Source organism: Photobacterium aphoticum (genome assembly GCF_001029435.1).
In the GTDB taxonomy this organism is placed as follows: domain Bacteria; phylum Pseudomonadota; class Gammaproteobacteria; order Enterobacterales; family Vibrionaceae; genus Photobacterium; species Photobacterium aphoticum.
The window spans coordinates 504,202-530,804 of the sequence record NZ_LDOV01000010.1 but is presented as its reverse complement, the minus strand read 5'-3'; the positions used below and the strand labels follow the sequence as shown (position 1 = coordinate 530,804).

The following is a 26,603-nucleotide window of genomic DNA, read 5'->3' as shown; positions in this document are numbered from 1 at the left end:
GCATTCACACTCAACGTTATCTTCTCATTGTTAATTACAAGCGCAAAATGCTACTTATCTATACCCATCTGCTTTAGAAAGAGAGCTTCCAGCTTGGCTGAATTTATCATATTCAATGTTTTTATAAGTGCTGGAATATTTTCTTGAACGCTGAGGTTAACATTCACGGGCCGACCTGAAAGTACATCCGGGTTATGACCTTTGAATGCCGCTTTTGTCCTCATCACGCCTTCTTTAGAGTAGTCTAGATGAACCTTCAGCGTGCGGTAGTGATAATTTTTGAGAATTTTCCCTACCACGAGAAGGTTTTGCTCGCCTGCGGCTTCAATATTCTGCGCGATGGCGGAGTCTTCTTTGTACTTCAAAATCCCCCCCGGATAACGGGCATGCAGCTCTCCGTTTTCAATTACCGGGTTGCCATCCACAAAAGCCAACGGCAGGCGACCATCCACAATGCCTGTCATTTCAATGTCTTTGGCTTCTAATGTGTCAATCAGTTCCGTCAGGTGCAGGCCATGCACCACGACCGGAAATGGCGGGATGGTAAGAAGGTTATTGGTTTGTACATCATGCACGCTGACCGAACCACCCAGCATGTAGGCATTGATGCGGTACAGATGGTAATAATCCCGGGCTGTATCAAAAGTGAGATGAGCATAGAGGTTCTCAAGCAACACACCAGCGTGTAAATAGCCGACATGAAGCCCAGCCGGTTGTAGGGTACGTATTCCTTGCGGGGTGATCTCACTGCTCATTGCAATATCTAAATCGGCAAAGTGGACATTGTTGATATAGCCACTTAAGTCATGGGTGAACAGACTGACGGATGCCTGCCATTGCTGGGCTTTGGGGGCATGTTGGCGATAGCGTAAATGGGCATCAAAATTCAGTGAACCGGCATGCAAATCATAATTGACGGGTAAATGGGGCAGGTAGAACTTCTTAAGCGTTTGCTTGGCAGAAAAGTGAATAGCGTTACGATGTAGCGTTATATCCGCGTTACCCTGTTGCCAGTTATAACGTCCATCAAAGCGCAACAAATCAATGTGCTTTTTGTTATACAGGTTACCGCCCAATTGCACGGTGTGTTGAGTCACATGGGTGGTTCCTTCACTGTGTAGTGTGGGTAAGCGTTGCTTGTTTTGGCTGATGGCCAGTTTGATTTGATATTGGCTGTTCAACACGAGGCTGAGCGGTTTGGCCTGAGTCGGCAATGCAGTTGGCAATGCCGCTTCAATTTGTGTACTAGAAAGCGTTAACGCCAGATTTCCCGTGTAATGCTGCACCGGTAGTTTAGATTTCTGACGGGTTCGGAGGAGGGCTTTCACGGCTTGTTCAGAATCCGCATCTCCGGTGATGAGTTGCTTGGCCGATAATCCCGATTGTACAGTGACAGCTTGCGTGGCGGAGATCTTGGTGGATTTATCGTTACCCCGATATGTGGCTTGCCAGCGATGAGCGGTAATGGTGATATCACTCGCGATGGCATCTACCCAACGACTGTCTTTGGGCTGCAACGCGATAGCGTCGATATGCAGACGGGTGTTCTGCCAAACGGTGGTGAGGGTATTAGCAGTCCAGTGAGCATTAACCTTTGATTGCAGAGAAAGATTTGTTAAACGACTTTCAGGATGCGGTGCCAGCGCCTTCATGTAACCTTGTACATCAGCGTGTAAACGGCAATCAGGCGACTTGATGGCAGAAGAGGCCGTGATGATCGGTAAGGTGCAACGTAGCTGTGAAATATGCACCGTTAGCGCATTACCTGTACGTGAACCTGTTTGAGTCCCGCTTCCCTCTACAGGCCTAGTCTTTTTTGCCTCTCCTGTATTACGCTTTTCTGGCATCCTCACTTCTGACAACTTCACCGGTTCGGGTACATTATCTAATATAAGTGACAGACTGCCTTGCTGATAATGTGCGGTTAACGTGAGTTGCGTATCCGTGTAAATCATAATGTCCGGCTGTTTTGATACATTTCCCGGTAAAGCCAGCATCATCTCTTTTGGCAGTGACAACGATAATTGGTACTTGGCGGATTTCAGGGCGTATAGGGGATCCGTATTGCCTGTCTCAGCATCTTTGCTTGTGACTTTATTGCCACCTTTGTCTGCGTCTTTGTTAGTTCCTTTGTTAGTGTCTTTGTTAGCGTTTTTGTGAGTACGTGGATCAGCGGCCGTGACCGGTTCTTTATAACGCACTTGGGTCTGTTTAGCGGTAAACGTGATAGGCGCATTAAGGCGTAAATTAGGGACTCCGGTCAGATCAAACTTGTCAGTAATATCCCGTGTTTGTTTGATATCCCCCTTACACACCAATTGTTTGGGCAACGGGCTATCAAATTGCACATCACCTTCGCACGTAACGGTGTTGCCTTTAGGACCAGTTGCAGAGCCCTTTACATGCGCGAGTTGCGTATCTCGGTGTTTCACCAGCACATTAATGTCATAAGGATTAGGCGCTAATGCTTGGCCTTTAATGTGTAAGCGCGCTTTACGGTCGGGTTTATTCATCCGAAAGTGTGGGGTTTCGATAACAATCTTGCTGTTTACGAGCAGGTTGCGGTACGTAAAGCGCTTGACTTTGAGTTTACGTAGCGGCAACTGCGCAAGATGAGCGATGGTTTTCCCCAAATGGATACCTTCCGACGCTTCATCTGGCTTTTCGACAAACGTGGGTAAATCTACCGGTTGATCGAGTGCTAATGATTTGGCAGTCACTTTCATTGTCGCGAGCGGTTGGTCAATGTTCATGCGTAACGTTAAATCATGGCCACTCTGCTGAAAGTTCGGCGTGACAGACGCCCAGCGTGGCGTAATGTGCGCTAAGTGAATGGCTAACGGCGTTTGATGGTTTTCCCAACTGACAGAGAACTGTCCGCTTTCAAAATCAATAGGGTATTGATGCTGCTGACTATCTTGTGGGAAGAAGACGGTAAATTGGCCGTTACCCACAGAACCCGTCAGCGTGGTATGCGGGTCGGTTGTTAATACCAGGGTAAAATCATTGAAGATTTGAGGATGGATGGTCTGTTCTGGCTGTGAGTCTGATACCGCTGACTGAGATGAAAGCGCGGGATTAGCATCATCAACCGCGAAATGCAGCACGGCTTGTTCACTATGGGCAGAAAAAGCATAAGGCTCAGAAAGTGATAACAAAGACAGCGAGACACGCTTTAACGTTAGGCCGTTCTGGAAACCTTCTGGGAACCCGTTTAAAGAATTTTTCGGAAAACCCGCTGTCGTCACTGGCGACAAACCTTGATTGAGCGATGACGGCAATTGAATGTGGGCGCTATCCGCACGCAGTTGCCAAGCGGCATTGAGAACCTGCAGTGTTTGATGCCTTTCATTACGGTCACTATCGACATCGCTTGGCGGCGTTAGCTGAAAATCATGCAGAGTCACTGTGGTGTCATGCACCGTGAATGACACGTACTTCACTCCCCACGATGGCCCTAAGGAGAGACCCGCAAAGCCATGAATCTGAATTCCCATTGTGGCTAACACAAAAGGTAAAGCGATAAATGGCAAAATCAGAATGAGGATCAGGAACACCAAGCCATACGCCATTGCTCGGCGTTTGGGGCGACGAGTTTTCGATGACACTGCAGATGGGGCTGAATCTGAATCAGGCGCGTGCGTGGCGTCTTTGTCCATAATACTCAGATAAACAAAATGAAACTGCCATAGGGTTTATCTTTAAGCCTAGATCATAAGCTCAGACGGGACGCTGAAAAAAAGGCCGGTAGCGACAGGACATTTAACATGTTTCACTAACCGGCAGATTCCATGTGGGTGATATATTGTTATAAGAATTTAGTCTAGAGACAGTATACGGAGCCATTACTTCACAGTGTGGCGGTGTCGCTTCTATGTAGTGTTGCTATGTATCATGTCACTGTTAAACAGTAACGTTATTGGATTTATTGCTAATTCATTGTGTTGTTTAGGTCATTAACCCGCTAAAGCCGGATCATTCCCCAAAGCATGTTGCGCTTCTAACGGCGAATAGGGCGTTTGAATACGTTGCTTGTTTTCATGATTCAACTGAGACATGGCTGTTCTAAGCGCAGCGTGAGCCACGTCTGTCTGATTGTTTTCCAATGCGTGCAGCGCTCGGGCAAGATCTTTTTGAATGCCATTGATCAGTTTAGAGGCATGCTCTAATTCAATCGCTTCGATAGAGGCAATTTTCGTCACACGCTGCAGAGACAGTTGATTAGGTGTTGCGCTGTGTGTCGACATCAATTGAGAGGTACATTGTCTCAGGTAAGTCAGTGTTTGCGTTAATGACTGCGAAGGGTGTTCCATTTAGCATTCCTTATTCAACCTTCCGCTTTACAGCTCAGTCACCGTAAAGTGAAGACTTCCGTGGGTAAGATGAACACGCAACAAGACGTTATGTTGATGTTGTTTCGTCCTTTTTTCATTTTTCTACGTTGCTTAAATGAATCTAGAGGAATGTCTTTCATGGAATATTGGCATAGATCAATTTCACGTAACTCTTTCTGTAGAAACGGCTAATCTTAGTCATTTGTATGACTAACTTATCATGTCGGTGTGAAATATGTCGGGGATATACAAACAAATGTGAATAATCATTCTGTAGCGTGAATAAAGTGTGTTATATCTCGATTGTCTGATGTTGATTATCTTTTCACCGTTAATGCGGCAAAAATAGCAATTGAGAATACGGTCACATATAGTGAACAGAAGAAAAACAACAAACTAGACACAACGTCGGCCATTGAAGGGAGCTTTCGTGAATAAATTATTGTCCTTTGAGGCACTACTGGTTTTAGATGCGATTGAACGTCGAGGCAGTTTTGCGGCGGCCTCTGAAGAACTGGGGCGTGCACCTTCATCTTTGAGCTACCAGGTTCAAAAACTCGAACAAGATCTGGACTTGGTGATTTTTGATCGCTCAGGGCATCGTGCCGTGTTTACTAAAGCGGGTTTATTGTTGTTACAACGCGGTCGTGCATTGCTCGCTGCGGCTGATGAAATGGTCGCAGATGCCAGTGCATTGGCACATGGTTGGGAATTAGAGCTGACCATTGCTTACGATAGCCTGATCACCCTAGATCGCTTACTGCCGCTGGTGGATCAATTGGCTAAACACAGTAAGACCAAATTGAAACTGAAAGAAGAAGCGCTAGCCGGTACATGGGAAGCCTTATCGCATGAGAGGGCGGATATCATTCTGGCGTCTTCACAAACCTTATCGCCGCAAGACGTAAAAATGCAGCCGATTGGGATGATTGATGTGGTTTGGGTCGCGCATCCTGACCATCCTATTCATAATGAAACCGATCCGCTTGATCCATCAGTGCGCAAACAATATCGCAGTATTGCCGTAGCGGATACCGCACGAAGCTTACCGCCAATCACCCACAATATTCTTGATGACCAACCGCTACTCACGCTGACGACGATGCACGATAAGCTGGTGGCGCTGAAAGCCGGTCTAGGCGTGGCGACTCTGCCTTATGCTTATGCCAAAGAAGCGGTGGAAGCGGGCGAGTTGAAGATCATCGGTGATAAAGTGGCGAATGAAGTGGAAATCGTGATGGCGTGGCATCGTGGGCAGATGGGACAAGCCAAGACGTGGTGTATTAAGCACTTACCGAAGATTTGGCAAGAGACGATGAAGGATACGTATCAGCCGATGGAATAATTGCCTACCATTCAAAGACGGATAAAAAAGGAGCCAATGATACGGAGGCTCCTTTTTGATTTTACAGATTGTGTTTAGTGGCTTACGCCCAATATGCAGTAGGTACGGCTCTTTACCGTTTGACAGTCAAAGCTCGGCGTAAATCTTACGCATGTGGATGTCCCCTTTGTGATAGCCCGGAGGATCATTGGCAAACACGTTATCTGCCAAATTCAATTCTCGAATGTCTTCAATTTTACAGACACACCATTCCAACGCTGACGGCACGAAACTGTCTTCCCCTTGGTAACAACGCAATACGATGTCCCCTTGATCCGACTCGCCAATCGCAACGGGATGCGCCACGCGATGAAGCCCGTTGTAGGTAAAATGTATTTCTCTACGTCCATTAATAGCGGCAATAAGCGCTTTGATCATAATGATTTCCTATCAAAGTAAAAAACTGAGCAGATAATAATCCATTGTCTGAAAAAGAAGTGCGATCTCTTGCATAGAAGTGAATCAAGAAAGGTGATTCATCGAGAAGATTCGCACTTTATCAATAATATCAACATACTGCAGACGCTGTTTTGGCCGCTAACGCTTCAACGGCAGCAACATCTCTACAACGCCATCTTCCATTTGAATATCGATTTGAAAACCGACTTTCTGCGCTAACATGATCATGCCTCGGTTAGCGGGCATCGTCATACCGGTCATATATTTCAGGCGCGTGGATTGGCAATAACGGATGATCTTATCCATTAAAATACTGCCCAGGCCGATCCCTTTAAGATCGGAACGCACTAAAATAGCAAATTCCGCCTCGGTATTATCCGGGTCAGACAACGCTCGCGTCACGCCAATGATCGACGGCGTAGCATGGCCTTGATCATCCAAGATCGTCTCTACCGCAACGAACGCCATTTCACGGTCATAATCGATTTGTGTCAGATTCGCTAACGCTTCGTGATTCAGCTCGCCCACGTCCGAGAAAAACCGCTTATACAAATCATCGACGGACACGTGAGAAATGAAATCCGCATGCAAAGGCTCATCTTCCGGCAAAATAGGGCGCAGCAAGATCTCGCGACCGTCTTTGAGCGTCACGGCTTCTTCTAATTCGACGGGATACGGACGAATGGCTAAACGCGCCGCTTTGTCGCCAGAGAACGGCGCAATCGACATAGAGGCATCGATGACTGTCATCTCATCCCCAGAGGCGAGCAGCGGATGAATATCAAAGGTTTTGATTTCGGGACAATCAATGATCAACTGCGACATTTTCACGAGCAGCTTGCACAAGGCTTGAATGTCGAGGCCTTCCGGACGGTGTCGTTGACGGATCTTGCCGGTTTTTATTGCATTGATCACCATGTAGCGTGCCAGCGCCATGTTCAGCGGCGGAATCGCTACGGCGGCATCTTTGTGAATGGCCCATTCGGCAGTATCTTCTCCCAGTAAAATTACCGGGCCGAAAATCGCATCATGATGGACGGAAATACGTAACTCTTGTGCGCCAGTCCGTTTGGCCATGCGTTGAACTAACAGACCATCAATTTGCGCATGTGGGTAGTCGAGGGAAACACGATCCAAAATGGCTTGGGCGCTGTTTGCGACTTCTTCTGCACTGCGTAAATGCAGCATGACGCCATGGACTTCAGATTTATGCGGAATGTCTGGCGAGCGCAGTTTAACCGCGACCGGATAACCGATTTGGTTCGCAATGTGAGCCGCTTCAGAAGGGTCGCTCGCAATCCACGTTGGCAAGGTGGTAAACCCGTAACTCTCCAAGACAGGGCGCATTTCATGGGTCTCTAGCTGGTGGATCCCCTGAGCCAATAAGTGATTAAGAATGTCATGCACATGGCGGGGATTGGCCTGTACTTCGCCTGTCGAGACCGGTGTTTCCATTAATTGCTTCTGGTTACGGCGGTATTCGACCAAATGCATGAAGGCGGAAACGGCACTTTCTGGTGTGCGGTATGCCGGATAGCCCGCTTCGGTGAAGATTTTACGGGAGACAATGGCTTCGTCTTCACCGGCCCAATTGGTGAGAATGTTGAATTTCCGGCTGCGTGGATGCGCTTTGATCACCTCTGCTAGTCGTTTTGCGGTGTCATTGCCAGGGGCGATAGCTGACGGGGAGTGCATGATCAGCAGGGCATCGAAATCATCACTGTCGAGCAACACATTCACGGCTTGCTCGTAGCGTTGAATGTCTGCATCACCAATGATGTCGATGGGGTTGGCGTGCGACCAGCACGAGGGTAAAAAGGCTGACAGTTTTTGAATGGTATCGTCACTGAGTGTCGCCAGCTTACCGCCGCGATCAGACAAGGCATCCACCGCCATAATGGCCGGACCGCCACCATTGGTCAGAATAGCGAGCCGTTCACCACGTAGCGGCACAGAATGCGCCAAGGTTTCTACGGCGGCAAACAGTTCGTGGGTGTTGTTCACCCGTAACATTCCTGAACGGCGAATCGCAGCATCATAGACGGCATCCAATCCCGCTGGGCCACCGGTATGTAACATTGCGGCGGCACTGCCGGCTTGGGTACGTCCACTTTTTACCACCAAAATACGGCGGTTTCGCGCAGCGGCACGGGCTGCGGACATAAAACGTCGGGCATCTTTCACTGAATCCACATACAGCAAAATGGCTTCTGTTTTACTGTCACGGCACAGCGTGTCCAGCAATTCAGCGAAATTGATGTCGCAGGCATCCCCTAAAGAAAGGAAGGTTGAAAAGCCGATATGTTTGTTCTTGGCCCAGTCCAAAATGGTGGTACACACGGCAGCCGATTGGGAGATAAACGCAATATTCCCTTTGTTAGCGGGAATGGGTGAGAACGACGCATTCAGATTCAGCCAAGGAAGTATCAGTCCCATGCTATTCGGACCGACAATACGCATGTTGTATTGCTGGGCGGTGGCAAACATCCGCTCTTCTTCGGTGGTGCCATCATCGTGATGGATCTGGTTCATGCCCGCCGCCAGAATGATAGCGACTTTGACGCCTTTCTTGCCGAGTTGCTCAATGATGTCTACATTGCGGCTGGCATGGGTACAAACGATAGCCAAGTCAGGCACACGAGGCAGGCTGTCGATGGTCGGGTAGGCTAAAACACCGGCAACAGCGTCATACTTGGGGGTAACCGGCATGATCGGGCCACGGAAAGAACCGGCCAATAAGTTACGAATAACGACGTTACCGGCACGGGCGGGATTGTCAGATGCGCCAATGACCGTGATTGATTGTGGTTTGAGTAGCTTATCGATGCCTTCCATGACTCATCTCTCTTATGCGTGGGTGGTGTGGACGCAATGGGATCGCACTTGAAGAACGTAAAACGGAACCTGAAAAAGCGTCACCGCAGTATGAAGTGCTTAGATGAGTGTAACGAAAGTGTTAGCGGGTGTCTGACTGGGGTGTAGGAGGTGTGATCAACGGCAAGCAAAGCATTCTGGCTCAGACCGTTAACTTCCTTGTTAACGTGCTGAGTGGCAACGATGCCGCGAAAAAAGCGTTAAATTTGGTAACGGGACTTATCACCAATGTCGTAATGCAGTGGCATACGCCATTTAGAAAATGCAGCGACAGCCAACAGAATGGCACCTGTCATGCTGAAGGCGATGCTGATTTGTGCCTGTCCGAATACGGTACAGAACCAGAAGCCACCCAATGCCAAAGGCGTGAGTAGCAGAGCCTTGATTTGGAAACAGAAGTATTCTTTGATCGCCAGCGCACTGAAGGCAAACAATGCCGCACCCAGCGCCAGTGGTTGCCACAGGCCGATCAATTGCCAAACGGTGGCAAACAGGGCACTGCCCAGAATCAACCAACGGAAGCGTTTGTCATAAATATGCACCGTGGTGGTGGCAAGCAGTGCAGCGATAACGAGCGCGACGGTTGCGAATTGGTGTTCCCACGCAACAATCGACATGATACCTGCCGAGGTGGTAAGCGCAGAGCGATAAAGGATAACGGTCAGCTTATCTAACGCGTCAAGTTCGCTCTGAATGTGAGGATCGGCCATAAGTAGCTCCATAAAAAGGTGTGAAGATCACGATTCAATACGTATTTCATGTGATAAATCACAAGGACTCATTGATCTATCTTAACTTTGGGGTTGAATGGGCTAAAAACTGACGGCATCATGTGAGCAAAAATTTCTATATGGTAGAAAAGAATGAAAAAAATTGTCTTCATCGCTGCTGCAGTGATGCTTTCCGGTTGCGCAACCGAATCAGAAACGACTGAATTGGTGACTTCATCTGTGCAAGAGCAATACCAAACTGAGCCTGCTTTCGTCTTTGAAAAGGATCCTCTGAAAGAAACGACGACGGTGGAAGTGGTCGATACGGTTGTGAAAGAGAAAGTGACAGATAAAGTCATTGAACAGAAACCGTCGGAAACGGTGGTAGAGGAATATGCGGCAGAGTCCGTGGTGATTTCTCCGCCAAGTGATGAGAAACCTGTTATCTACAAATACGCCACTAAAGCTGTGGATGGTTACACTATTCAGGTGGTAGCGAGTAAGCATGAGTCTGGTTTTTCACGTTATGTAAATCGTCTACCTGCGGCACAACCTGTGTGGGTGAACGAGCGAGATTTGAACGGCGCACCATGGTACACCTTGCTGTACGGTCAGTTTGAAACGAAAGACGCGGCACGTCAGGCATTACAGGCGTTGCCACAAGAAATGAAAGACTTCGGTCCATTCGTCCGTGACCTACGCCAAATCAAGACGTCAGCATTCCCTAAATTGACGCAGGTGAAGTAAACCTATCGGTGACGCTGTCACGTTACGTTTACCTCATCGTGCAAATCACGATGTAATGAAAAGCAGCCAATCTCGGCTGCTTTTTTGTTTTCTATCAATCCATTAGCTCATTCAGACAGCATTTTGTCACGTATCATTTCAATATTATGATTCTATATTTTTAGAAATATCTAAATTTATACATTGATCATTTCAAGAGTTCTTGTAGTATTGAATTAAAGATAAGTACACGCTGTTGTCGCAGTAAGAGCAGAAAATGGAAAGAGAACAAGCCACACATATTTTTGATTCACTGTCATCCGGTGTGCGTTTAGATATTTGGCGATTATTGGTCAAAGCCGGTCATGAAGGACGGGTTGCCGGGGAAATGGCCAGTGCGTTAGATGTTGCGCCCAATTCACTGTCGTTTCACCTCAAAGCCATGCTGCATGCAGGCCTTGTGTCAGTTGAACAGCAGGGGCGTTACCAACGTTATCGCGCCAATATTCCATTGATGATGGATCTTATCGAATACATGACAGAGGCGTGTTGTGCGGATGATACGTCTGCACCCTGTCATCCAAGCCAGTTAACTAAACGGTGCTAAACGCACAATTGTGAGGGATTAATCGTGGGTATTTTTGAACGCTTTCTCAGTATTTGGGTCGGCATCGGTATGGTGCTGGGGATTGCCGGTGGCGTGCTGTTTCCGGACGTCTTTACCTTCTTAGGAGGTCTGCAATACGCGCAAATCAACATGGTGATTGCTGTGCTGATTTGGTTAATGATTTATCCGATGATGATGCAAATCGACTTTGGTTCGATAAAAAAGATCCACCAACGTCCCAAAGGGTTGGTGATCACCATTGTTGTGAACTGGCTGATTAAGCCTTTCACAATGGCGTTGTTGGCGGTGTTCTTTATTCGCCATCTGTTTGGCGCATGGATTTCACCGTCTCTGGGTGACGAATACATTGCCGGTATGATTCTGCTGGGTGTGGCTCCGTGTACCGCGATGGTATTTGTGTGGAGTCAGCTGACCAAAGGTGACGCAAACTACACATTGGTTCAGGTAGCGGTGAATGACCTGATCATGGTTGTGGCATTTGCACCGATTGCGGCCTTCTTGTTGGGCGTTACCGAAGTGACCGTGCCATGGGATACCTTACTGTTGTCTGTGACGTTGTTCGTCATCATTCCGTTGTTGGCCGGTGTGTTAACCCGCATGGTGTTGCGAAAAGGGGATCCTGCAAAGCAGCAGGCTAAGCTGGAACAGTTGTCGAAGAAAATCAAACCGCTATCGATTCTTGGCCTTGTGGGTACAGTGATTCTGTTATTCGGTTTTCAAGCAGAGAAAATCATCAGCAACCCATTAGACATCGTACTGATCGCCATTCCATTGCTGATTCAGACGTACCTGATTTTTGCGGTAGCTTATGTGTGGATGCGTAAATGGAAACAACCGCACCAGGTCGCGGCGCCAGGGGCAATGATTGGTGCTTCAAACTTCTTTGAACTTGCTGTCGCCGTCGCCATTAGTTTGTTCGGTATTCATTCGGGTGCTGCATTAGCAACGGTTGTCGGGGTATTGGTTGAGGTGCCGGTTATGCTGTCATTAGTGGCATATGCCAACAAAACGAAAAATCAGTTTGCACTGGAAACTGCATAACTATTTAATCAAATGTTAAAAATAGGCTTGCGTTGTGATTGTGAGGTTGATTTAATGAATCTCTATTCACATCGTGAGCCTTTTGTTTAACCGGCTTTTGTTAGCGAAATATGCAGTTAACGTATGGCGTGGCGCAAATTTGCCATAGCTGTTGGTTAATTAACCTTACAGGATCCTTTTAAGCAAAAGATATCACTAATGAGTAAGATATAGGGTGCAATAGCTCCCTTTTTTTTATTACTATTAGGGCAGATTTTATTTTGTGGAAAACGGCCTTTTCTTCGAGGTCAGGGGCCACAAAATAGCACCAGACTGCTGCTGGCTAGATGGTCAGTATCGATAAACAAGGGATGATAATGAGCTCAATCCACGTATTACTACTCTGTGGCGGCGGTAGCGCCGAGCACGAAGTTTCTCTCGTATCCGCAAATTACATTGAGCAAAAGCTCCAACAGATTGACGATGTTCAGTACACCCGTATTGAAATGAAAACAGACGGTTGGTTTAACGCGGAAGGCGTCGCTTGCCAACTGAACCTTGATCGTACCCTGCAAGTGGGTGACGACAAGGTCACTGTTGATTATGTGATCCCATGTGTACACGGTTTCCCGGGTGAAACCGGTGATCTGCAATCATTCCTGGATATGGCAAAACTGCCGTATATGGGTTGTGGTGCAGAAGCGAGCACCAATTGCTTCAACAAAATCACCACTAAACTGTGGTTTGATGCGCTAGGCATTCCAAACACACCGTATGTCTTCCTGAGTGAAAACAATCAAGATGCCCATGACCAAGCTGACGCAGCGCTGGTCAAGTGGGGCACCATCTTTGTTAAGGCCGCTTGTCAGGGTTCATCTGTTGGCTGTTACCGTGTAACGAATAAAGATGAACTGACACACGCGGTGAATGAAGCGTTCACTTATTCTGATCAGGTGCTGATCGAAAAAGCGATTAAGCCACGAGAGCTAGAAATTGCGGCTTACCAGTACGGCGATGAATTGGTGATCACCAAGCCGGGTGAAGTGTCTTGCCCAGATGACAAGTTTTACAGCTACGAAGAAAAGTACAGTGCGACAAGTGTATCAACCACTGTGGTTGAGGCGAGCAATGTAACAGAAGAGCAAGTCGAAGCGATGCGTGAATACGCACGTAAAGCATTCGTTCACATGAAGCTGAAAGATTTGTCTCGTATCGATTTCTTCCTGAGCGAAGACAACGAAATTCTGCTGAATGAAATCAACACCTTCCCAGGTATGACGCCAATCTCCATGTTCCCGAAAATGCTGGAACATCATGGTCATGATTTCAAACTGTTCATCGAGCAAGCCATTAAAGCGGCTGTAAAATAACGATGACATCAGAAAAAAGCCGAGCGAGTCTCGGCTTTTTTTATTTTGTAGCCAGATAGATTTGAATGATATCGCCATTATACTTTAAGAGGTAGTTAACGGCGTACAAAGGATAGTCAGAGCATGACCAAGCCAACAGCACTGACCGAAACACAAAAGCAGCAACGGTTTAAGCAGTTACAGAGCCGAAACTACAAAGCGAGCATGCGATTAGAAGGGATCCATTGGGTGGAAACATTGCCTAATTTAGACCGAATCGTATTAACTGAAGCGGAAAAGATTGCTGAGTTGACCTTGCACTATGCACGATAAATACGATGTTCACCAAGATCCAGACTGCTATCCCGACAGTGATGTGTTGATTAATTTACTGTCCATTAAAGATAACGTCTTATTGGAAGCGGCAGAGCGGGACTTCACCCGTGTCCGCGCTGAACATTTTATGCCGCAATTTGATCAATTTACGCTGACGTATTTGCAGCAAATTCACCATACCTTGTTTCAGGATCTTTATGCGTGGGCCGGCAAGCTGCGTCATGTGGATATCACCAAAGGGGAAACCCGTTTTTGCCACTGGGTGAATATCGAGAAAGAAGGGAATAAGCTACTCGCAGCGCTAGCTGATGAGCATCATTTGCAGGGATTGCCGCTTGAGCGTTTCATTGAACGTATCGCGCATTATTACTGTGAGTTAAATGTGATCCACCCATTCCGGGAAGGGAACGGGCGAGTGCAACGCATCTTCTTTGAAATTCTGGCGATTAACGCGGGTTACGAAATCTGTTGGGAAGGGATTCAATTACAAGAATGGGTAGCGGCAAACCAAGCCGGTTACTTTGGGGACTTAGCGCCATTGCATGCCTTATTCGAACGCATTACCGTGCCGATTGATATTGAAAAAGGCTACGATGACCACTGGAATGACGCGCCGCAAGAGAGTCCGTGAGTTCAAAACCAGCTTATGTTTACCCACATCAAACACGATATTGAACCAGCATATTTTCCCATGCTACCAGCTTAATCTAACGCACTATAATTAATAATTGATGTAACCTTTGGATAATACCCCTCGGCACATTGAAAATGGTCTGACATCAACAAGCTAAAACTGTTTGCAAAAGCCTTACAGAGAAAAGGTTAGTTTTCCCACGGTTTGTCCTTAACGTATTTGGCGACTTCTTTCTCATGGCGGTCGGTGTTTCCTGCATATTGAGCAGGCATGGCAGGGCTTTTCCAGCGTCCCTGTTCTTGAATTTCAGGAATCGAGAGGCCAGCGTCAGACAGATCTTTTACCGCTCCCACACGTGGTGATTGACCAGAGAAAATGTCTGCTTTCGCCATGCCAAGTTCATCGCTGGCGCGGCGGAATACGCGATAAATAGAAGAGTGGTCAAGCGGGTTATCGCCAATATTGCTGTGGCGATCAATACGACGAAAAACAAAGCCCTCATGAATCAACCCGATCACCAACCAGCGTTGTAAAGCTTTAGAGGCGACTGAACTTAACGCGATGGTGTTTGGACCTACCGTGACATCAATCAGTCCGTTGGTGTGTAACGTCAGATCATCGATAACAAGTGCCGCCAATTCGCTGCGTTTGAGCATTGCTTCAAACATCACCGCCCATATGGCAACATCGCGAACATCTTTGAGTTTGGTCGACAGGGCGTAGCTTTCCAGTAGTTGCTGTAAATGTTCATCTCTAAAGGCCGCCGCATTCTGGGCATCGTTATGTTTTTCCAGCTGCTGCTTTTTCATCGCCAAACGGATTTCTGTTTTAGAGCAAGGGTCAGCAAGACAGTGGCAACGATGCACTAATGAAATGGTTACGATGTAACGTTTTAGGCTGGCAAGCTTACGTGAGGCGGACATTTTCTCTATATAGCGGTGTACGGTGTCAGCTTTCGCCGGTAATGCAGGGATTTTGTTCTCATGACAAAAGGTAACGAACGCATTCCAATCGTTAGTGAAGGATATCACTGTATTTTTTGCATACTGATGACGGGTTAATGCGGCCATTTCATCATTAGATGACAGAGGTTTGCTGAAAATTCGGATGCTCTCCGCACACAATTGTTCATCTTCGATGGGTGAAATCTGTTTCGTCATGGATTAACCTAATGCATTATAATTTTATTTAGTCTAGCACAAATATACATTGGTCAAACACTAGTGTTAAAATCTTAGGGACAAATAACAAATATAACTGCTTGTTCACAGACAGAAAGTTAACTTGATGTTTAAACTGTCAGTAATGAGAAGATCGCGAGTAACTAGCGCAGAGTAGGGTTTATGCAAAAGAAACAACTATTACACCGAGGCCATCGCATTGAAAATGTGAACAACCGGGAAGATGGATGGAGTGCCGTCATCGAGGGCCGAACGATCACACATAAACTCTCATTAGTAAAAAAGAGCATTGATTGGTGGTACGAAATGAATACCTTCATGCCGCCGGAAAAATTTGAAAGCATCGTCAGTAAGAAACAGCCACAGCAATTGACCATGGACTACAAAGGGTTCAAGCTGCGTAATGATACCGGCTATCCGAATGACTGGTATGTGATGGCGGGAACGCGATTGTTGAAAGGCCACGCCGATGCGATTAAGCGCCATATTGATGCGGCATTACAACGAAGTGCCTCGCGCTAAGATTTACTTTGGTCATAAAAAACGCCCAACGGTGTGGGCGTTTTTTGTTGAATGAATTTAGTGTATCGTGATTAATCTGCGTCGTCTTCTTTATCGACATCAACCAGGTAATCACCACTTAGCCAATTGCGGCCAATTAACAGTTTGTATTCTAACTTGCTGCGATCACGCAGGTTCACATTCACTGTTTTATGCTGGCCATTCCAACCTAGATCCATCTTCACCGCATAGCGACGTTCAACACCTTGCGCATTTCGGATCTTACTGACTTTCACTATCTTACCTTTGAACTTGGCTTCTTCGCCTTTTTCATTGTAAGAGGTAAATTCTACCGTGTGGCCAAGGTGATCACGCATGTTATCGCTGTCACTGTCTTCACCCAGCACTTTAATGTCTTTCGCATGGATAGACGTTGTTGCTGCGCCGGTATCAATGCGCGCTAAATAATCCATACCGAGTTCATGCACTTTGATGGTTTCCACTTGCCCGACAATAGATTTGTCGCCGTCACAATCTGCCATCGCGACATTGATGTTAAATAAGGAAAGGAAAAACAGGGCAGGGATGAGCAGTTTCTTCACGAAACCTCCTAGTCAGCAAGTTCAATATAAACGACTGATAATTATCGCAGTCGCAACTGAACGTTAGATGAATTATTCAGATATATCTAGCAATACTAGTGACTAATGAGAAATTTACGAATTTCAGCGCAACTTAGCGCCGGTTCGGCGAAGAGATACCCATTAAATCCGAGGGATTTTGCAGCATCGATGTTTGTGGGTTGATCGTCGATAAACAGGGATTCACTGGGCTCAAGCATAAACCGTTCCGCCAGTAAGTTGAAAATATCCGGCTCTGGCTTAATGACGAGCTCTTTACCAGACACTAAGCCACCTTCAAATAAGCTATGTAATTGGTGACGCTCATTCAGGTTTTCAAAAAAGGCACTGCTCATATTGGTTAAGTAAAACAAGCGATAGCCTTTGTCTTTGAGTTCTTCAACCAGCGAGAAGGTTTCATCTATCACAATCAAGTTGTCTAAAATATGGTGTATGAAGTCTTGCATCCTTGATTCACTCAGTCGAGTTCGCGCGGCAAACTTCGGAATCACTTCCGCCATCAGCATGGTACCGCGATCGAGGGACAACCAATCAGGATGATGCAGCACCTCGCGCAGTAACAGGGCTTGCTCATCGGGTGATGTCGTGAAGCGTTTGACGATATTTTTTGGTTGCCAATCAAACAATACCGCACCAAAGTCAAATATGACGTTCCTAATCATGAGCGTTTCCGTTACAGTATGAGTTATTGATAATTTTGGGCCAGGTCATTGGAAAATGAGAAATTTGAAGAGCGTACCTGACTCACAGTTCCAAAAATTAATGAGATTTCTGTAATGAACGATAATAGCCGCTTAGTATTTTCAACAGAGACTGGCCGCATCAAAGAAGAGAAAGTTGCACCGCAGCGTCCTAAAGGTGATGGCGTTGTTCGCATTCAGCGTCAAACCAAAGGCCGTAAAGGTAAAGGCGTTTGCATCGTAACTGGCTTGGACATGGAAGACACCCAACTGAAGCTACTGGCGGCAGAACTGAAAAAAGTGTGCGGCTGTGGTGGTTCAGTAAAAGATGGCACCATTGAAATTCAAGGTGACAAGCGCGACGTAATCAAAGCTGCGCTTGAGAAAAAAGGCCACACCGTAAAATTGGCTGGCGGTTAATCTAACCGTTACGCACAACATGCCACATTGAAAGCCTGAGTTTGACTCGGGCTTTTTTGTTTTCACGGCATCGTGACTTAATGTAAAGGCCAAAGCAAACCAAGGCCGCGTGACATAACTGAAAACCGCTAATGGATAATGCCGTTTAACGAGTTGTGAGTACAAACGCGATAAGCACACGAGATTGAAATGCACAGATCAATCGCGTCAGCTCTGCAGAGTAATTCACAGTGGATTGAAGCACCAGGCAAACTGACCATTTGCAGCCGGGCTTAAATAACGATGTTAATTACCTATTTTATGGTAAATAGCCAATACTGTTAAATGCCACTGTTAGATACAATCTTGTAAAGCTCACCGATATACGAGGGAAGGAATTGATGAGGATAACAATAAGGAAATAGACCTAGATTATCTAATCCAGACACCTTATTTAACATAAGATAGATTATGCGCACTAAGGGGTCGATATGTTAATTATCAGTATTTGGTTTGGGTCATCCGCGAAACGTGTGTTCTTATTGATAAAAATTCCTTGGGAAACATCCCGTTAGAATCCTTTTCTGGGATTTATATCACTCTACCATCAATGCCAATATCCGGCCGCCATTGCGAGACATTATGTTTCGATTTGGCTCAGGCTTCAAATTAATCGACATACCCGATTGCTCTGGGTTTGATTAATCGGAAAAAACTTAAAATGAATAAGAAAAAATGTGAGGTTCATCATGCTGCATCACTCATTTAAAGAACTATTTTGGCGTAATTTTGATTCTATTCCACAAGCTGCTGCGTGGTTCCACGTTCGAGATATCACCGTAAAGCGTTGGTTATCTGGTGAAGTTGATGTAAATCCGATGGCTGAAAAATTGCTGATCATCCGTGCCCGTGGCTACATGCCTGACGATACCCGTTGGCGTGGATTTCGTATTGATGAGGAATATTGTGTGATCATCACGCCCGAAGGCCGCCGACTCACTCCCAGTGAATTGATGTCGTGGGCAACCCGCGCCGATGAATACCACACGTTAAAGCGTTTGTATGAATTGGATTATGTGCCGGTGCGATCGCATGTTGTCGCCCAACTGCCTTTCCGTGGTGGCCGTCGCATCAATGAGCCCTTGCATGAGACGATCAGCAAACAAAAGAAAAAGCAATACCGCCAGATTCAGGCTAAACATGCTGAGAAGAAACGCCGCAATCAATTGTCCTAATCACCAGGCGTAAAAAAGCCCGCATTAGCGGGCTTTTCTGGTTTACCTATTACGTTTCTCATTCCAGGTTTCAAGAATAAACTGTGCAATTGTATGTGCCGAGTTGATGGCTAATTTTGCATGACGTGGCGTGATATTGTAAGTTTTCTTTCCTTCACCATGTGCTGAACTGGCATGAGTTCTAAATGCACCAATTCCGTCAACAACAGAAAATGCTCCGGATAAAATTTTCTTTAAATCATCATCTTGGAGCTTACTTGGATCAAATCCTAACTCTTTTCTCACTACCTTCCACAATCCTTGTAAGTCTTGCTTTTGCGGTGTGGGTAAATTTTCCTCGTGAATGAAAATCTTAAAAATTGACTCTAAAATATTACATGCAGCAGATACAGCCTCTCTAGGCTCTGTATTCGCTTTTGTAACTGCACGATAAAACTCTTGCTCAATAGCTGGAAAATTAAACTCTTTGATTAAAGATTCTAATGATTTGCTAGCAATTGAATGCCCTGAAGATACCATCCCACCCACATGGTATTTTAAATTGTAATCTTGTAATTTTTTTAAGATCTGGTGCTTAAACTTTGAACGTGACGATAGTGTCTTTTCTGGGCTGAAACAATTTTTTAACTCATACTCATCATCAACTTCTACATATCCTTCAATGATACGCCCTAGGATTGACAATGGTTCTTTAGAGCATCTATTAATCTCTTTCAGTCGTGCAGAAACTTTCTCTGATTTATTAAATTCAGCACGAATGTCCAACTCTGGGGCATCAGCAGAATCAAAAAGAAGATCAATGCTGTTATGAGTTTCTATGGATGGTAATTCTCTTGCTAAGAGTGCAATCAATGGTGCAGGTATCTTAATGCTCATGCTCTTGATTTCATTAAAAAACAACATCAACAATACCACAATAAGTACATGGTTTTATAGCAATAAATTGAGCATGGACTCTTACGAACTTTAAACGACTAAGGGCGCATTACGCGCCCTTGTTTTCAATGGTTGCCAATCGGCTTTCGTGAGATTTGATGATCTCTTTAATCCATGCAATATCCGTTTTCATGGCAATGCCGGTACCAAAGGCCGAGAAAAACCCCGTGGCAGCGGCAACCAATACCGTTTGGTAGATTTCCATTGATGCTCCCTAGCCTTTTTCTTGGCGAACCGTGTCAAAGATACCGATTGCCGTTGCCGCCAGTGTTGGCAGCAAACCACCAACTTGGGCACCAGTTTCACCAATAGACACTTGGACCAACTCACTATTGCCCGTAACCATGCCAGCAATCACGCTACCTAGCAGAATCAAACCCGTTTTAGTGCTTGATTGGTTCAGTTTAATCATAACCATCCTTTCTTTTTCAGATATTTAAGTGTGTATGCGCCAATCACCATGCCCGCCACGCTGACGGAAACGGTGATCGCAGCTTTCTTTGCCGTCATGCCAGTTTGACTCCTTCCATGACTTCGCCAATTGTGTATTTGTGCCCGACTTCCATGCGCGCCATGGCTTTGATCACCTTGGCGGCCACATCGTCATTGCGTACGTCCAGCATCTGGTTTTTGTCGTAGCCCGACCATTTAGCGACCATGTTGGCATAGTGGTCGCTGTCGTTTTCATGGCTTGGCGCGAACGTGTGTACGATGCTTTGGATCGTGTTGATGCCGCGTTTTTGGTAGCTTCGCAGTACACGGGCGGCCGCTCGGAATCCGAATTTGTCATCTTCAAAGATGCAGAATCGACCGTCACTGCCCACTTGGCCGCGCCAGTTGTTGCGGGTGCTAAATTCAATGTTCAGCGGGTTTTTATTACGAATACCGCGTGGTTTGCTCATATCCATATCGGTGGTTGTCTCCAATAAACCTGTCCATGATTGCCCGTTAGACACGGGCTGAGTTGTATTGCTTGGCTTTTTCAGCGGTTTAGTGCCTGTTTTTGGCGATTTTTTGCGTAAAAACCACCATGATGTGACACCGTAACCGCTAATTAATAAGACAATCAGTGCCTTGTTCATGCCATTCCTTATTTACGAGCAAGCCAATTGGCATGGCTGTCGTAAAACCCAAGTGATGACGGGTTCAATCCGTAGCGGTAAACCAGTCGGTTGCCAGTCGTGCGCATGGTTTCTGCCACGTCTGCCGGATAACTCACTTTGATGTAGTCAGTGGTGATCTCTTTAATTGTCGGCTTATGATTGCCAACGCCTTGGTTATCAACACCCACATGCAGCAAGGCAATGTGTTGCAACGGATGGAACGGGCAATGATGGGTTTGCTTGAAGTGGTAAACAAAATCATCGGAGCCTGCGATGTTCTCGCCGTCTTTGGTTTCCAGCATGTCGCGGAATTGCCCGACGGTTGGCGGCTCGCGATGCAATAACACATCACCGTCACCCAACATGCCATCCATCCACGCCAGTGCATCGGTGACATTCAGCATGTAACCACCTTCGGCTTCGATATACAGCACATCAAAGTTGTGGGCATAAGGACTGATATGCCAACCCGGTGATTCAACAACTCGGGGCTTGGCCGGATACGCAGCACCGACATGGGTATAGACGGTTTCACACATCCGTTTTTCAGGATGAGTGATCCGCAAGAAACCGTGCTTATCGACTTGCGCGGACTTAATCCCCACGCGCAATGTCATGCCGTTTTCTTCCAGAATACGCACACTGCCCTTTAATTTCGGATGCTTGGTATTACGGCGCGGGCTGAGTACCTGATACATCACGGCGCGGTCTTTCCCGCAGTGCAGTTCCATCACGCCATTTTCATTGCGGCCCATAAATCCGTAATAGGTGTCCGGTGTACGTTTGCGAAATACATGCGCTGGCGTGTAATTCGCTCGGGCTTTCTCGGCTTCAAAGCTCCAACCGTCACCAATCGGTAACGACAAACGGCCATTCAGTGCAGACGCATTCACATCATCCACTTCGGACGTGCCCACCATGATGTTGGTTGCCATGTTGCCCGTGAAGTCGCCGTTTTCCGTGGCACTGATTTTCGGCAACGGTGCCGAACCGCTATTACTGCCAAGGCCTGCAATAAGCTCGGCCAGCTCGGCGGCTTTGGCTTCAAACTCATCAGCCAGAAATTCAATTTTGTTGCGGGCGCAGCCTTGCGGCAGTTGCTCGCGTAAGGTTTTGTCTGTCATCGGGTGATCTCAATGGTTTCTAAGGTATCGCCGTCTGTTCCGGCAAAGGTTAACGCCGCCGTGGTATTCAGTTGCAGTGTTTCCCCTGCGGCCAGTGTCCAGCCGCCATTGACGGTGATCCCATTGGTATTGGTAGTGCTGGCTTTTAGCAAAACGTGACAACGTGACGGATTGCCAGCCAGTGTCGCGGCATTGCTGGCAATGGTGAGCACATTCCCCACGGCACCATCACCGCCAACGGGTTTGGTCTGTAATGGTGCCGTGTTCGTGACGTTGATAGTTTGCCCATCCGCCAATGAAATTGACGGTAAACGTGACACTGTGACTTGCTGATTTTCTGCCAGTGATACGGCCGGAAGTTCAGAAATTACAACCGCTTGCCCGTCAACCAATGCAACCCTCGGTAACTCAGACACTGCAACGCTTTGCCCTGGTGCAAACGACATGGCAGGCATCGCGGTGACCGCGACTTGTTGCCCGTCACTTGGCGGAATGTAGCGACCAAAACCACAAACAATGGTCACATTGCCCGCTTCACCCAAGTTCTCAACGGTGACGACCCCTGCCAGTTTTGGATCAATGATTTGGGCACCGGTGCGCAAGGTGTATTCCCCACGCTCGGTGGAGATCCGCACCTTGCTGGTACAGGTTTCGATATACAGAAATTCACCCACGGCCTGAAATTGCGACCGCTGGCGAGGCTGCATCAGTTGATGAAAACTCATCCTTTCCCCTTCATCAGCATGAACACGGCAAGGAATGCGATCACAATCCCCACGGTAATGGTCATTTGTTTGGAGGTGGCGACCTGACCACCGTCGATTTTCATTTCAGCCAATTCTTTCAGGGCTTCAATGTTTTGCGTGTTTTGCGCCGCTTGGTTGCCTGCCAGTCCGGCCAGCATTTGGAGGTTTTCCCCGTGTGCCTGACTGACTGACTCCATAGCGGTTTCGCTCACATCGGCATTGGCATTGATGGCGGCGGTTGCCACATCGGTGTTACTTGCCAAGGCCAGCTCGCCCAATTGGCTGGCGCGTTCCATTGCGCCGTGATCGGTCATGGTCACATTGATGTGCGAATCACTGACACCTGCGAGCATGACACCATTGTTGTCACCACTGACCGCCGCCGAACCACTGGTATTGGTGGTGTTCGTCGTATTCGTTGTGGTCGTGGTGGTTTGATTACTGCTGCTGCTCCGTCCGCCCATAATCTGCCTTAATCATCAAATAACCGTCATCGTCCTTGCCATCGGCATACACGGGTAAACCTGCCATCTGCAAAAAGCGCACTTGCGCGGGGCGCATGGTATGGCAGCGAATGAACCGGCAACCCAAGTCACGCCCGTAGGCAAACAAGGCTCGGGCACCGGATTTCAAACAACCGCTAAACGCCACGGCCACCAATTCAAGATCACCATTGTCGTACTGCTCAACCCGTAGCAAGGCATAGGATTGCCCAATACGGTAAGCGGCTTCCCTGCCCGCCAAGATTTCTCGGCGGGCATCGTTGGCATAATCACCCAATGCAGTACGCAGTGCTGGCAAGGCTTCATCCCATGGGCATGGCACTAATTTCATTTCTTCACCATCAGGTAAAACACTGCCACGCCCGCCAATAACAGTGCCCAAGTCGGCACACCGTTATTGCTCCCCATATTGACCGAACCACCCGTGAAACCGGATTTGTTGTTGGTTGCGCTGTCGTTCTTGGTTTTGCCGTTGGCGGCAGACGGTCCCGCGCTGCCGCCTTGCAAACCACCGCCGCCAGTCAGTGAGGTCATGGCTCCAAACATTACTTGGTGACTCCCGTGATATTGAGTAACCAAAGCCCCATCAGAACGGCAACCAAAATTTTCAGTGTTCGGCTAAGGGCTTCCCCCGTGAACAGGCCGCCGACAAAACAAATCGTGCCTACCAGTAAAGGCCAAAATAGTAATGGCATTTATTTCCCCTTCATCAGCAAGACCACCACGGCAAGTGATACCACCACGCCGCCACCAATCAGCAACATAGTTTGGGTATCCATCCCCGTTGGTTGGATCGGTTGACCGGTTGGCTGCTTCGCAGGTTCAAGGTATTGCGGCACCCGATTTTGCTCCGGTGCCGCCGAGGCCACTTTATCGGCCTCGTTATCAAACCAAGATTGCACCCACTGCTCGCCGCCCTGCATGGCGGAGTCCCAAACTCCGCCAAGTGTTTCGCCCAAGCTATCGAGTAAATCCATCGTCACCCCTTACGCTTTAACGGGTAGCGGGTTCACCTGCTCAACGGCTTCAATGATCACCGGCACGCTGCCCACTTGGTTTTTATCCAGCTCAAACGCCAATTGGTTACGGGCGGCCGTGTTCAACATGCCGTCAGCACCAAAGCCATAGCGGATAAAGTCGAGGCTAAACCACCCTGCGTTTTGCTCTTTCTTCGATTGCGCCAAGTCGAAAGCGTTGTCGTCTTTGGTGACGTTCAACTCTTCATACGAGTCACGCAATACACGAATGCGATCAATGGAAGCGTCAAGGAAGTGAATGCGCTTGATGTTCAATGCCGGGCTGCGCTCTGCAAAGTCAAACGGTGTGCGGCCAGTGGAAGACGCGAACCATGACAGCTCATACAAGCGCGGCATGTAATAGCGTTGTGCCTGTGACGGCAAAACATGCGCACGGGCGCGGATGCTTGGCGGCGTGGTGCCTGCGGGTTTGGATTTCAGCGTGATATATACAAACCAGATTTCACCACCCAAGGTGACGAGATCGGTTTGGCGCACGCCAATCTTGGTACGCAAGGTGGCATCACCAAACGACAAGATATAGCGGCCATCTTCGGCGTAGTTTTTACGGTGGGCTTGCAGCTTAACCAGTGTTTCACCGGAAACGCTGACTTTGGCCGAACCGTTCAATGACACTTCGACACGTTCAATGTCTGTCGGGTCGGTAATGTCAGTGACCAGTTCAATGCTGTGATACGTTGGGCCCGAAACCAGACGCAAAGATGCGCGGTTGCCCCAGCCAACCCCTTCAACGGGATCGAGTTCTTTCGGGCGTGGTGCGAATGGGGTTTGCAATAATTCCATTATGCTACCCCTTAACCGATCACGTCTTCGACGGCATCAACGTTGTTCGATGCCCATACCACGGCACCGGCAACGATTAACGCAATCACGCCAGTGATCACATAACCCTTGTGTTTTGCACTCATACTGTTTGCTCTCTGTTGGTTTACTTAAAAGTCCCCTACAGAAAAGCAAGTGATTCGGTTTTAAGGCAAACACAAAAAAGCCCGCTAAACCTATAGGCTTGCGGGCTTTTGTAAATGTGATCTATGTTGCAACTTTATTTTGCTCCATTAAAAATCTTATGCTCGGAAGTTGCATTATCAAAATCCATTATGTATCCAATTAATTTTGTCACAAAAAATTTAAAATCTTTCTCATTAATATCATCTAAATTTAGGCATTCAATTTTCTTTACGTAGAAAACAATTCTTGACCATGCTTTAAAGTGATCATTTGACAACTCTGAAGAAACGGGAAGTAGAGCGGTGATTGCATCAATGTCAACATTGCAATGTTTAATAAACTCCTCTCCAATTTTATCATTTAATAAACCATCTTCCATTGACTCAATTTCATTTAATAGCTTAATTAATACAGCGTGATTACTGTTATGGTTTTCAGCATAAAAACTGAACTCAGATGGAATTGCATCAAATTTAAAAAACTTCTTCATAATGAAAATAATATATTTTCTAAGGATCCTTTCCTTTTCTTTTTTCCTTTCTTTCTCCTGCTTACTTTGCCAACTATAGACTACTAACAGAACTACCAGTAACTCTAAAAATACTCCCGTAAACTCAGGAAGTAAACTTGATGTATAGTAAGACATTAAATAGTCACTATTCACAAAACCATGAGTAAGCAAATACACTAATATTGTGAAACATGCCCAAATTATATTCTCTTTATTTAGAAATTTCATAACACCTCCTTAAAATTCACACCACTAAAGCATCTGATATACTCACTCTCAAGCAGCTATTATAAATAATTGATTTAAATCAATAAATAAGTGGTTTATGTCATTCCGTTACATTATTAATCAGAGTTAACTCGTAAATGCGATAATAAGAAAAAGTCCTGCCGATAAAAACAGCAAGACTTTACACTATATTACTTTTCTTTGTTAATGTTGTTTGACTCTGAACAGTCAGGGTTTGAGCGCACGTATTCATCACCATCTCTATTTATTACATGATGGTTGGGGTGTTTCCCATTCTTTACTTCTTCAACTAAATCATCCCTGCTAACAATACCTCTTCCATGAATAGTATAAGAATCATTTTCACCATTTTCACCATCACCATTCCCACGTATATTTTTAGCCATTTTAACTCCTTATCACATTTTTAAGACTA

The 26,603-nt window shown here is 46.7% G+C and carries 32 protein-coding genes; 10 read left to right on the top strand and 22 right to left on the bottom strand.

Annotation, left to right across the window (positions count from 1 at the left end; genetic code table 11):
• Positions 1-50 precede the first annotated feature (50 nt).
• Positions 51-3,659, bottom strand: a complete 3,609-nt coding sequence (locus ABT58_RS06435) for an intermembrane phospholipid transport protein YdbH family protein (RefSeq protein WP_047873473.1) — start codon at positions 3,657-3,659, stop codon at positions 51-53.
• A 297-nt stretch (positions 3,660-3,956) separates the two neighbouring features.
• Positions 3,957-4,313: a hypothetical protein gene (locus ABT58_RS06430; RefSeq protein WP_047873472.1), complete on the bottom strand. Its 357-nt coding sequence runs from the start codon at positions 4,311-4,313 to the stop codon at positions 3,957-3,959.
• 451 nt (positions 4,314-4,764) lie between these two features.
• On the opposite strand from ABT58_RS06430, the gene ABT58_RS06425 reads away from it, so the two are divergent.
• Positions 4,765-5,679 carry a LysR family transcriptional regulator gene (locus ABT58_RS06425; RefSeq protein ID WP_047873471.1) on the top strand — a complete coding sequence of 305 codons (915 nt, stop codon included), beginning with the start codon at positions 4,765-4,767 and terminating at the stop codon, positions 5,677-5,679.
• A gap of 126 nt (positions 5,680-5,805) precedes the next feature.
• Here ABT58_RS06425 and ABT58_RS06420 read toward each other — a convergent pair whose 3' ends face one another.
• From ABT58_RS06420 to ABT58_RS06410, 3 genes are all read right to left on the bottom strand, one after another.
• Positions 5,806-6,096 carry a hypothetical protein gene (locus tag ABT58_RS06420; RefSeq protein WP_047873470.1) on the bottom strand — a complete coding sequence of 97 codons (291 nt, stop codon included), beginning with the start codon at positions 6,094-6,096 and terminating at the stop codon, positions 5,806-5,808.
• 159 nt (positions 6,097-6,255) lie between these two features.
• A complete protein-coding gene (locus ABT58_RS06415) occupies positions 6,256-8,952 on the bottom strand; it encodes a bifunctional acetate--CoA ligase family protein/GNAT family N-acetyltransferase (protein ID WP_047873469.1) in 2,697 nt (898 codons plus the stop codon).
• 239 nt (positions 8,953-9,191) lie between these two features.
• Positions 9,192-9,701 (bottom strand): DUF2301 domain-containing membrane protein, encoded by a 510-nt coding sequence (locus ABT58_RS06410; RefSeq protein WP_047873468.1) that lies wholly within the window; start codon positions 9,699-9,701, stop codon positions 9,192-9,194.
• Positions 9,702-9,854: 153 nt separating this feature from the next.
• Here ABT58_RS06410 and ABT58_RS06405 point away from each other — a divergent pair, with 153 nt between their 5' ends.
• The 6 genes from ABT58_RS06405 (at position 9,855) to ABT58_RS06380 (ending at position 14,391) form a co-directional block, all read left to right on the top strand.
• Positions 9,855-10,448, top strand: a complete 594-nt coding sequence (locus tag ABT58_RS06405) for an SPOR domain-containing protein (protein ID WP_047873467.1) — start codon at positions 9,855-9,857, stop codon at positions 10,446-10,448.
• Positions 10,449-10,704: 256 nt separating this feature from the next.
• Entirely contained in the window at positions 10,705-11,034 is a 330-nt protein-coding gene (locus tag ABT58_RS06400) for an ArsR/SmtB family transcription factor (RefSeq protein ID WP_047873466.1), read from the top strand.
• 24 nt (positions 11,035-11,058) lie between these two features.
• On the top strand, positions 11,059-12,096 hold the full coding sequence (gene arsB / locus ABT58_RS06395; RefSeq protein WP_047873465.1) for an ACR3 family arsenite efflux transporter: 1,038 nt from the start codon (positions 11,059-11,061) through the stop codon (positions 12,094-12,096).
• A 356-nt stretch (positions 12,097-12,452) separates the two neighbouring features.
• The gene (locus ABT58_RS06390) at positions 12,453-13,445 is read left to right on the top strand and encodes a D-alanine--D-alanine ligase (RefSeq protein ID WP_047873464.1); all 993 of its coding nucleotides are present in this window, start codon (positions 12,453-12,455) and stop codon (positions 13,443-13,445) included.
• 123 nt (positions 13,446-13,568) lie between these two features.
• Positions 13,569-13,757: a YhfG family protein gene (locus ABT58_RS06385; protein WP_047873463.1), complete on the top strand. Its 189-nt coding sequence runs from the start codon at positions 13,569-13,571 to the stop codon at positions 13,755-13,757.
• Positions 13,747-14,391, top strand: a complete 645-nt coding sequence (locus ABT58_RS06380) for a putative adenosine monophosphate-protein transferase Fic (RefSeq protein WP_047873462.1) — start codon at positions 13,747-13,749, stop codon at positions 14,389-14,391. The genes ABT58_RS06385 and ABT58_RS06380 overlap by 11 nt, the downstream gene beginning before the upstream one ends.
• Before the next feature lie 191 nt (positions 14,392-14,582).
• On the opposite strand, the gene ABT58_RS06375 is transcribed toward ABT58_RS06380, so the two are convergent.
• A complete protein-coding gene (locus ABT58_RS06375; RefSeq protein WP_047873461.1) occupies positions 14,583-15,554 on the bottom strand; it encodes a tyrosine-type recombinase/integrase in 972 nt (323 codons plus the stop codon).
• A 183-nt stretch (positions 15,555-15,737) separates the two neighbouring features.
• Between ABT58_RS06375 and ABT58_RS06370 the strand changes: the two genes are divergently transcribed.
• Complete coding sequence (locus ABT58_RS06370) at positions 15,738-16,097, top strand: DUF3319 domain-containing protein (RefSeq protein ID WP_047873460.1); 360 nt, start codon at positions 15,738-15,740, stop codon at positions 16,095-16,097.
• A gap of 71 nt (positions 16,098-16,168) precedes the next feature.
• On the opposite strand, the gene ABT58_RS06365 is transcribed toward ABT58_RS06370, so the two are convergent.
• Both ABT58_RS06365 and ABT58_RS06360 read right to left on the bottom strand, forming a co-directional pair.
• Positions 16,169-16,678: an ATP-dependent zinc protease family protein gene (locus ABT58_RS06365; protein ID WP_047873459.1), complete on the bottom strand. Its 510-nt coding sequence runs from the start codon at positions 16,676-16,678 to the stop codon at positions 16,169-16,171.
• Between the two features lie 95 nt (positions 16,679-16,773).
• Positions 16,774-17,379: an HAD family hydrolase gene (locus ABT58_RS06360; protein WP_047873458.1), complete on the bottom strand. Its 606-nt coding sequence runs from the start codon at positions 17,377-17,379 to the stop codon at positions 16,774-16,776.
• Positions 17,380-17,493: 114 nt separating this feature from the next.
• Between ABT58_RS06360 and yciH the strand changes: the two genes are divergently transcribed.
• Both yciH and ABT58_RS06350 read left to right on the top strand, forming a co-directional pair.
• Complete coding sequence (gene yciH, locus ABT58_RS06355; RefSeq protein WP_047873457.1) at positions 17,494-17,817, top strand: stress response translation initiation inhibitor YciH; 324 nt, start codon at positions 17,494-17,496, stop codon at positions 17,815-17,817.
• A 728-nt stretch (positions 17,818-18,545) separates the two neighbouring features.
• The gene (locus ABT58_RS06350; protein ID WP_047873456.1) at positions 18,546-19,031 is read left to right on the top strand and encodes a phage protein; all 486 of its coding nucleotides are present in this window, start codon (positions 18,546-18,548) and stop codon (positions 19,029-19,031) included.
• 42 nt (positions 19,032-19,073) lie between these two features.
• On the opposite strand, the gene ABT58_RS06345 is transcribed toward ABT58_RS06350, so the two are convergent.
• The 14 genes from ABT58_RS06345 to ABT58_RS06290 form a co-directional block, all read right to left on the bottom strand.
• Positions 19,074-19,907 (bottom strand): abortive infection family protein, encoded by an 834-nt coding sequence (locus ABT58_RS06345; RefSeq protein ID WP_047873455.1) that lies wholly within the window; start codon positions 19,905-19,907, stop codon positions 19,074-19,076.
• Positions 19,908-20,016: 109 nt separating this feature from the next.
• Positions 20,017-20,172 carry a hypothetical protein gene (locus ABT58_RS23995; protein WP_156168814.1) on the bottom strand — a complete coding sequence of 52 codons (156 nt, stop codon included), beginning with the start codon at positions 20,170-20,172 and terminating at the stop codon, positions 20,017-20,019.
• A gap of 9 nt (positions 20,173-20,181) precedes the next feature.
• Complete coding sequence (locus ABT58_RS06340) at positions 20,182-20,379, bottom strand: hypothetical protein (protein WP_047873454.1); 198 nt, start codon at positions 20,377-20,379, stop codon at positions 20,182-20,184.
• A 94-nt stretch (positions 20,380-20,473) separates the two neighbouring features.
• Positions 20,474-21,049 carry a structural protein gene (locus tag ABT58_RS06335; protein WP_229821545.1) on the bottom strand — a complete coding sequence of 192 codons (576 nt, stop codon included), beginning with the start codon at positions 21,047-21,049 and terminating at the stop codon, positions 20,474-20,476.
• Positions 21,050-21,057: 8 nt separating this feature from the next.
• Positions 21,058-22,194: a hypothetical protein gene (locus tag ABT58_RS06330; RefSeq protein WP_047873453.1), complete on the bottom strand. Its 1,137-nt coding sequence runs from the start codon at positions 22,192-22,194 to the stop codon at positions 21,058-21,060.
• Positions 22,191-22,919, bottom strand: a complete 729-nt coding sequence (locus ABT58_RS06325) for a hypothetical protein (RefSeq protein WP_047873452.1) — start codon at positions 22,917-22,919, stop codon at positions 22,191-22,193. Before ABT58_RS06325 ends, ABT58_RS06330 begins: the two co-directional genes overlap by 4 nt.
• Positions 22,916-23,404: a hypothetical protein gene (locus tag ABT58_RS06320; RefSeq protein ID WP_047873451.1), complete on the bottom strand. Its 489-nt coding sequence runs from the start codon at positions 23,402-23,404 to the stop codon at positions 22,916-22,918. The genes ABT58_RS06325 and ABT58_RS06320 overlap by 4 nt, the downstream gene beginning before the upstream one ends.
• Positions 23,379-23,774 (bottom strand): hypothetical protein, encoded by a 396-nt coding sequence (locus tag ABT58_RS06315; RefSeq protein ID WP_047873450.1) that lies wholly within the window; start codon positions 23,772-23,774, stop codon positions 23,379-23,381. Before ABT58_RS06315 ends, ABT58_RS06320 begins: the two co-directional genes overlap by 26 nt.
• Positions 23,771-23,989, bottom strand: coding sequence for a hypothetical protein (locus ABT58_RS06310; RefSeq protein WP_047873449.1), 219 nt, complete (start codon positions 23,987-23,989; stop codon positions 23,771-23,773). Before ABT58_RS06310 ends, ABT58_RS06315 begins: the two co-directional genes overlap by 4 nt.
• Positions 23,989-24,138: a hypothetical protein gene (locus tag ABT58_RS23990; RefSeq protein WP_156168813.1), complete on the bottom strand. Its 150-nt coding sequence runs from the start codon at positions 24,136-24,138 to the stop codon at positions 23,989-23,991. Before ABT58_RS23990 ends, ABT58_RS06310 begins: the two co-directional genes overlap by 1 nt.
• Positions 24,139-24,420, bottom strand: a complete 282-nt coding sequence (locus tag ABT58_RS06305) for a hypothetical protein (protein ID WP_047873448.1) — start codon at positions 24,418-24,420, stop codon at positions 24,139-24,141.
• Between the two features lie 9 nt (positions 24,421-24,429).
• Positions 24,430-25,263 carry a major capsid protein P2 gene (locus ABT58_RS06300; RefSeq protein ID WP_047873447.1) on the bottom strand — a complete coding sequence of 278 codons (834 nt, stop codon included), beginning with the start codon at positions 25,261-25,263 and terminating at the stop codon, positions 24,430-24,432.
• Between the two features lie 259 nt (positions 25,264-25,522).
• Positions 25,523-26,167, bottom strand: a complete 645-nt coding sequence (locus ABT58_RS06295; protein ID WP_047873446.1) for a hypothetical protein — start codon at positions 26,165-26,167, stop codon at positions 25,523-25,525.
• Between the two features lie 191 nt (positions 26,168-26,358).
• Positions 26,359-26,574, bottom strand: a complete 216-nt coding sequence (locus tag ABT58_RS06290) for a DUF3892 domain-containing protein (protein ID WP_047873445.1) — start codon at positions 26,572-26,574, stop codon at positions 26,359-26,361.
• Between the last annotated feature and the right edge of the window lie 29 nt (positions 26,575-26,603).

Coding starts and splice junctions, on each gene's coding strand:
- ABT58_RS06435 (WP_047873473.1), bottom strand. CDS start 3,659: ATGGACAAAGACGCCACGCACGCGCCTGATTCAGATTCAGCCCCATCT.
- ABT58_RS06430 (WP_047873472.1), bottom strand. CDS start 4,313: ATGGAACACCCTTCGCAGTCATTAACGCAAACACTGACTTACCTGAGA.
- ABT58_RS06420 (WP_047873470.1), bottom strand. CDS start 6,096: ATGATCAAAGCGCTTATTGCCGCTATTAATGGACGTAGAGAAATACAT.
- ABT58_RS06415 (WP_047873469.1), bottom strand. CDS start 8,952: ATGGAAGGCATCGATAAGCTACTCAAACCACAATCAATCACGGTCATT.
- ABT58_RS06410 (WP_047873468.1), bottom strand. CDS start 9,701: ATGGCCGATCCTCACATTCAGAGCGAACTTGACGCGTTAGATAAGCTG.
- ABT58_RS06405 (WP_047873467.1), top strand. CDS start 9,855: ATGAAAAAAATTGTCTTCATCGCTGCTGCAGTGATGCTTTCCGGTTGC.
- ABT58_RS06400 (WP_047873466.1), top strand. CDS start 10,705: ATGGAAAGAGAACAAGCCACACATATTTTTGATTCACTGTCATCCGGT.
- ABT58_RS06390 (WP_047873464.1), top strand. CDS start 12,453: ATGAGCTCAATCCACGTATTACTACTCTGTGGCGGCGGTAGCGCCGAG.
- ABT58_RS06385 (WP_047873463.1), top strand. CDS start 13,569: ATGACCAAGCCAACAGCACTGACCGAAACACAAAAGCAGCAACGGTTT.
- ABT58_RS06380 (WP_047873462.1), top strand. CDS start 13,747: ATGCACGATAAATACGATGTTCACCAAGATCCAGACTGCTATCCCGAC.
- ABT58_RS06375 (WP_047873461.1), bottom strand. CDS start 15,554: ATGACGAAACAGATTTCACCCATCGAAGATGAACAATTGTGTGCGGAG.
- ABT58_RS06370 (WP_047873460.1), top strand. CDS start 15,738: ATGCAAAAGAAACAACTATTACACCGAGGCCATCGCATTGAAAATGTG.
- ABT58_RS06360 (WP_047873458.1), bottom strand. CDS start 17,379: ATGATTAGGAACGTCATATTTGACTTTGGTGCGGTATTGTTTGATTGG.
- yciH (WP_047873457.1), top strand. CDS start 17,494: ATGAACGATAATAGCCGCTTAGTATTTTCAACAGAGACTGGCCGCATC.
- ABT58_RS06350 (WP_047873456.1), top strand. CDS start 18,546: ATGCTGCATCACTCATTTAAAGAACTATTTTGGCGTAATTTTGATTCT.
- ABT58_RS06345 (WP_047873455.1), bottom strand. CDS start 19,907: ATGAGCATTAAGATACCTGCACCATTGATTGCACTCTTAGCAAGAGAA.
- ABT58_RS23995 (WP_156168814.1), bottom strand. CDS start 20,172: ATGGAAATCTACCAAACGGTATTGGTTGCCGCTGCCACGGGGTTTTTC.
- ABT58_RS06340 (WP_047873454.1), bottom strand. CDS start 20,379: ATGATTAAACTGAACCAATCAAGCACTAAAACGGGTTTGATTCTGCTA.
- ABT58_RS06335 (WP_229821545.1), bottom strand. CDS start 21,049: ATGAACAAGGCACTGATTGTCTTATTAATTAGCGGTTACGGTGTCACA.
- ABT58_RS06330 (WP_047873453.1), bottom strand. CDS start 22,194: ATGACAGACAAAACCTTACGCGAGCAACTGCCGCAAGGCTGCGCCCGC.
- ABT58_RS06325 (WP_047873452.1), bottom strand. CDS start 22,919: ATGAGTTTTCATCAACTGATGCAGCCTCGCCAGCGGTCGCAATTTCAG.
- ABT58_RS06320 (WP_047873451.1), bottom strand. CDS start 23,404: ATGGGCGGACGGAGCAGCAGCAGTAATCAAACCACCACGACCACAACG.
- ABT58_RS06315 (WP_047873450.1), bottom strand. CDS start 23,774: ATGAAATTAGTGCCATGCCCATGGGATGAAGCCTTGCCAGCACTGCGT.
- ABT58_RS06310 (WP_047873449.1), bottom strand. CDS start 23,989: ATGTTTGGAGCCATGACCTCACTGACTGGCGGCGGTGGTTTGCAAGGC.
- ABT58_RS23990 (WP_156168813.1), bottom strand. CDS start 24,138: ATGCCATTACTATTTTGGCCTTTACTGGTAGGCACGATTTGTTTTGTC.
- ABT58_RS06305 (WP_047873448.1), bottom strand. CDS start 24,420: ATGGATTTACTCGATAGCTTGGGCGAAACACTTGGCGGAGTTTGGGAC.
- ABT58_RS06300 (WP_047873447.1), bottom strand. CDS start 25,263: ATGGAATTATTGCAAACCCCATTCGCACCACGCCCGAAAGAACTCGAT.
- ABT58_RS06295 (WP_047873446.1), bottom strand. CDS start 26,167: ATGAAATTTCTAAATAAAGAGAATATAATTTGGGCATGTTTCACAATA.
- ABT58_RS06290 (WP_047873445.1), bottom strand. CDS start 26,574: ATGGCTAAAAATATACGTGGGAATGGTGATGGTGAAAATGGTGAAAAT.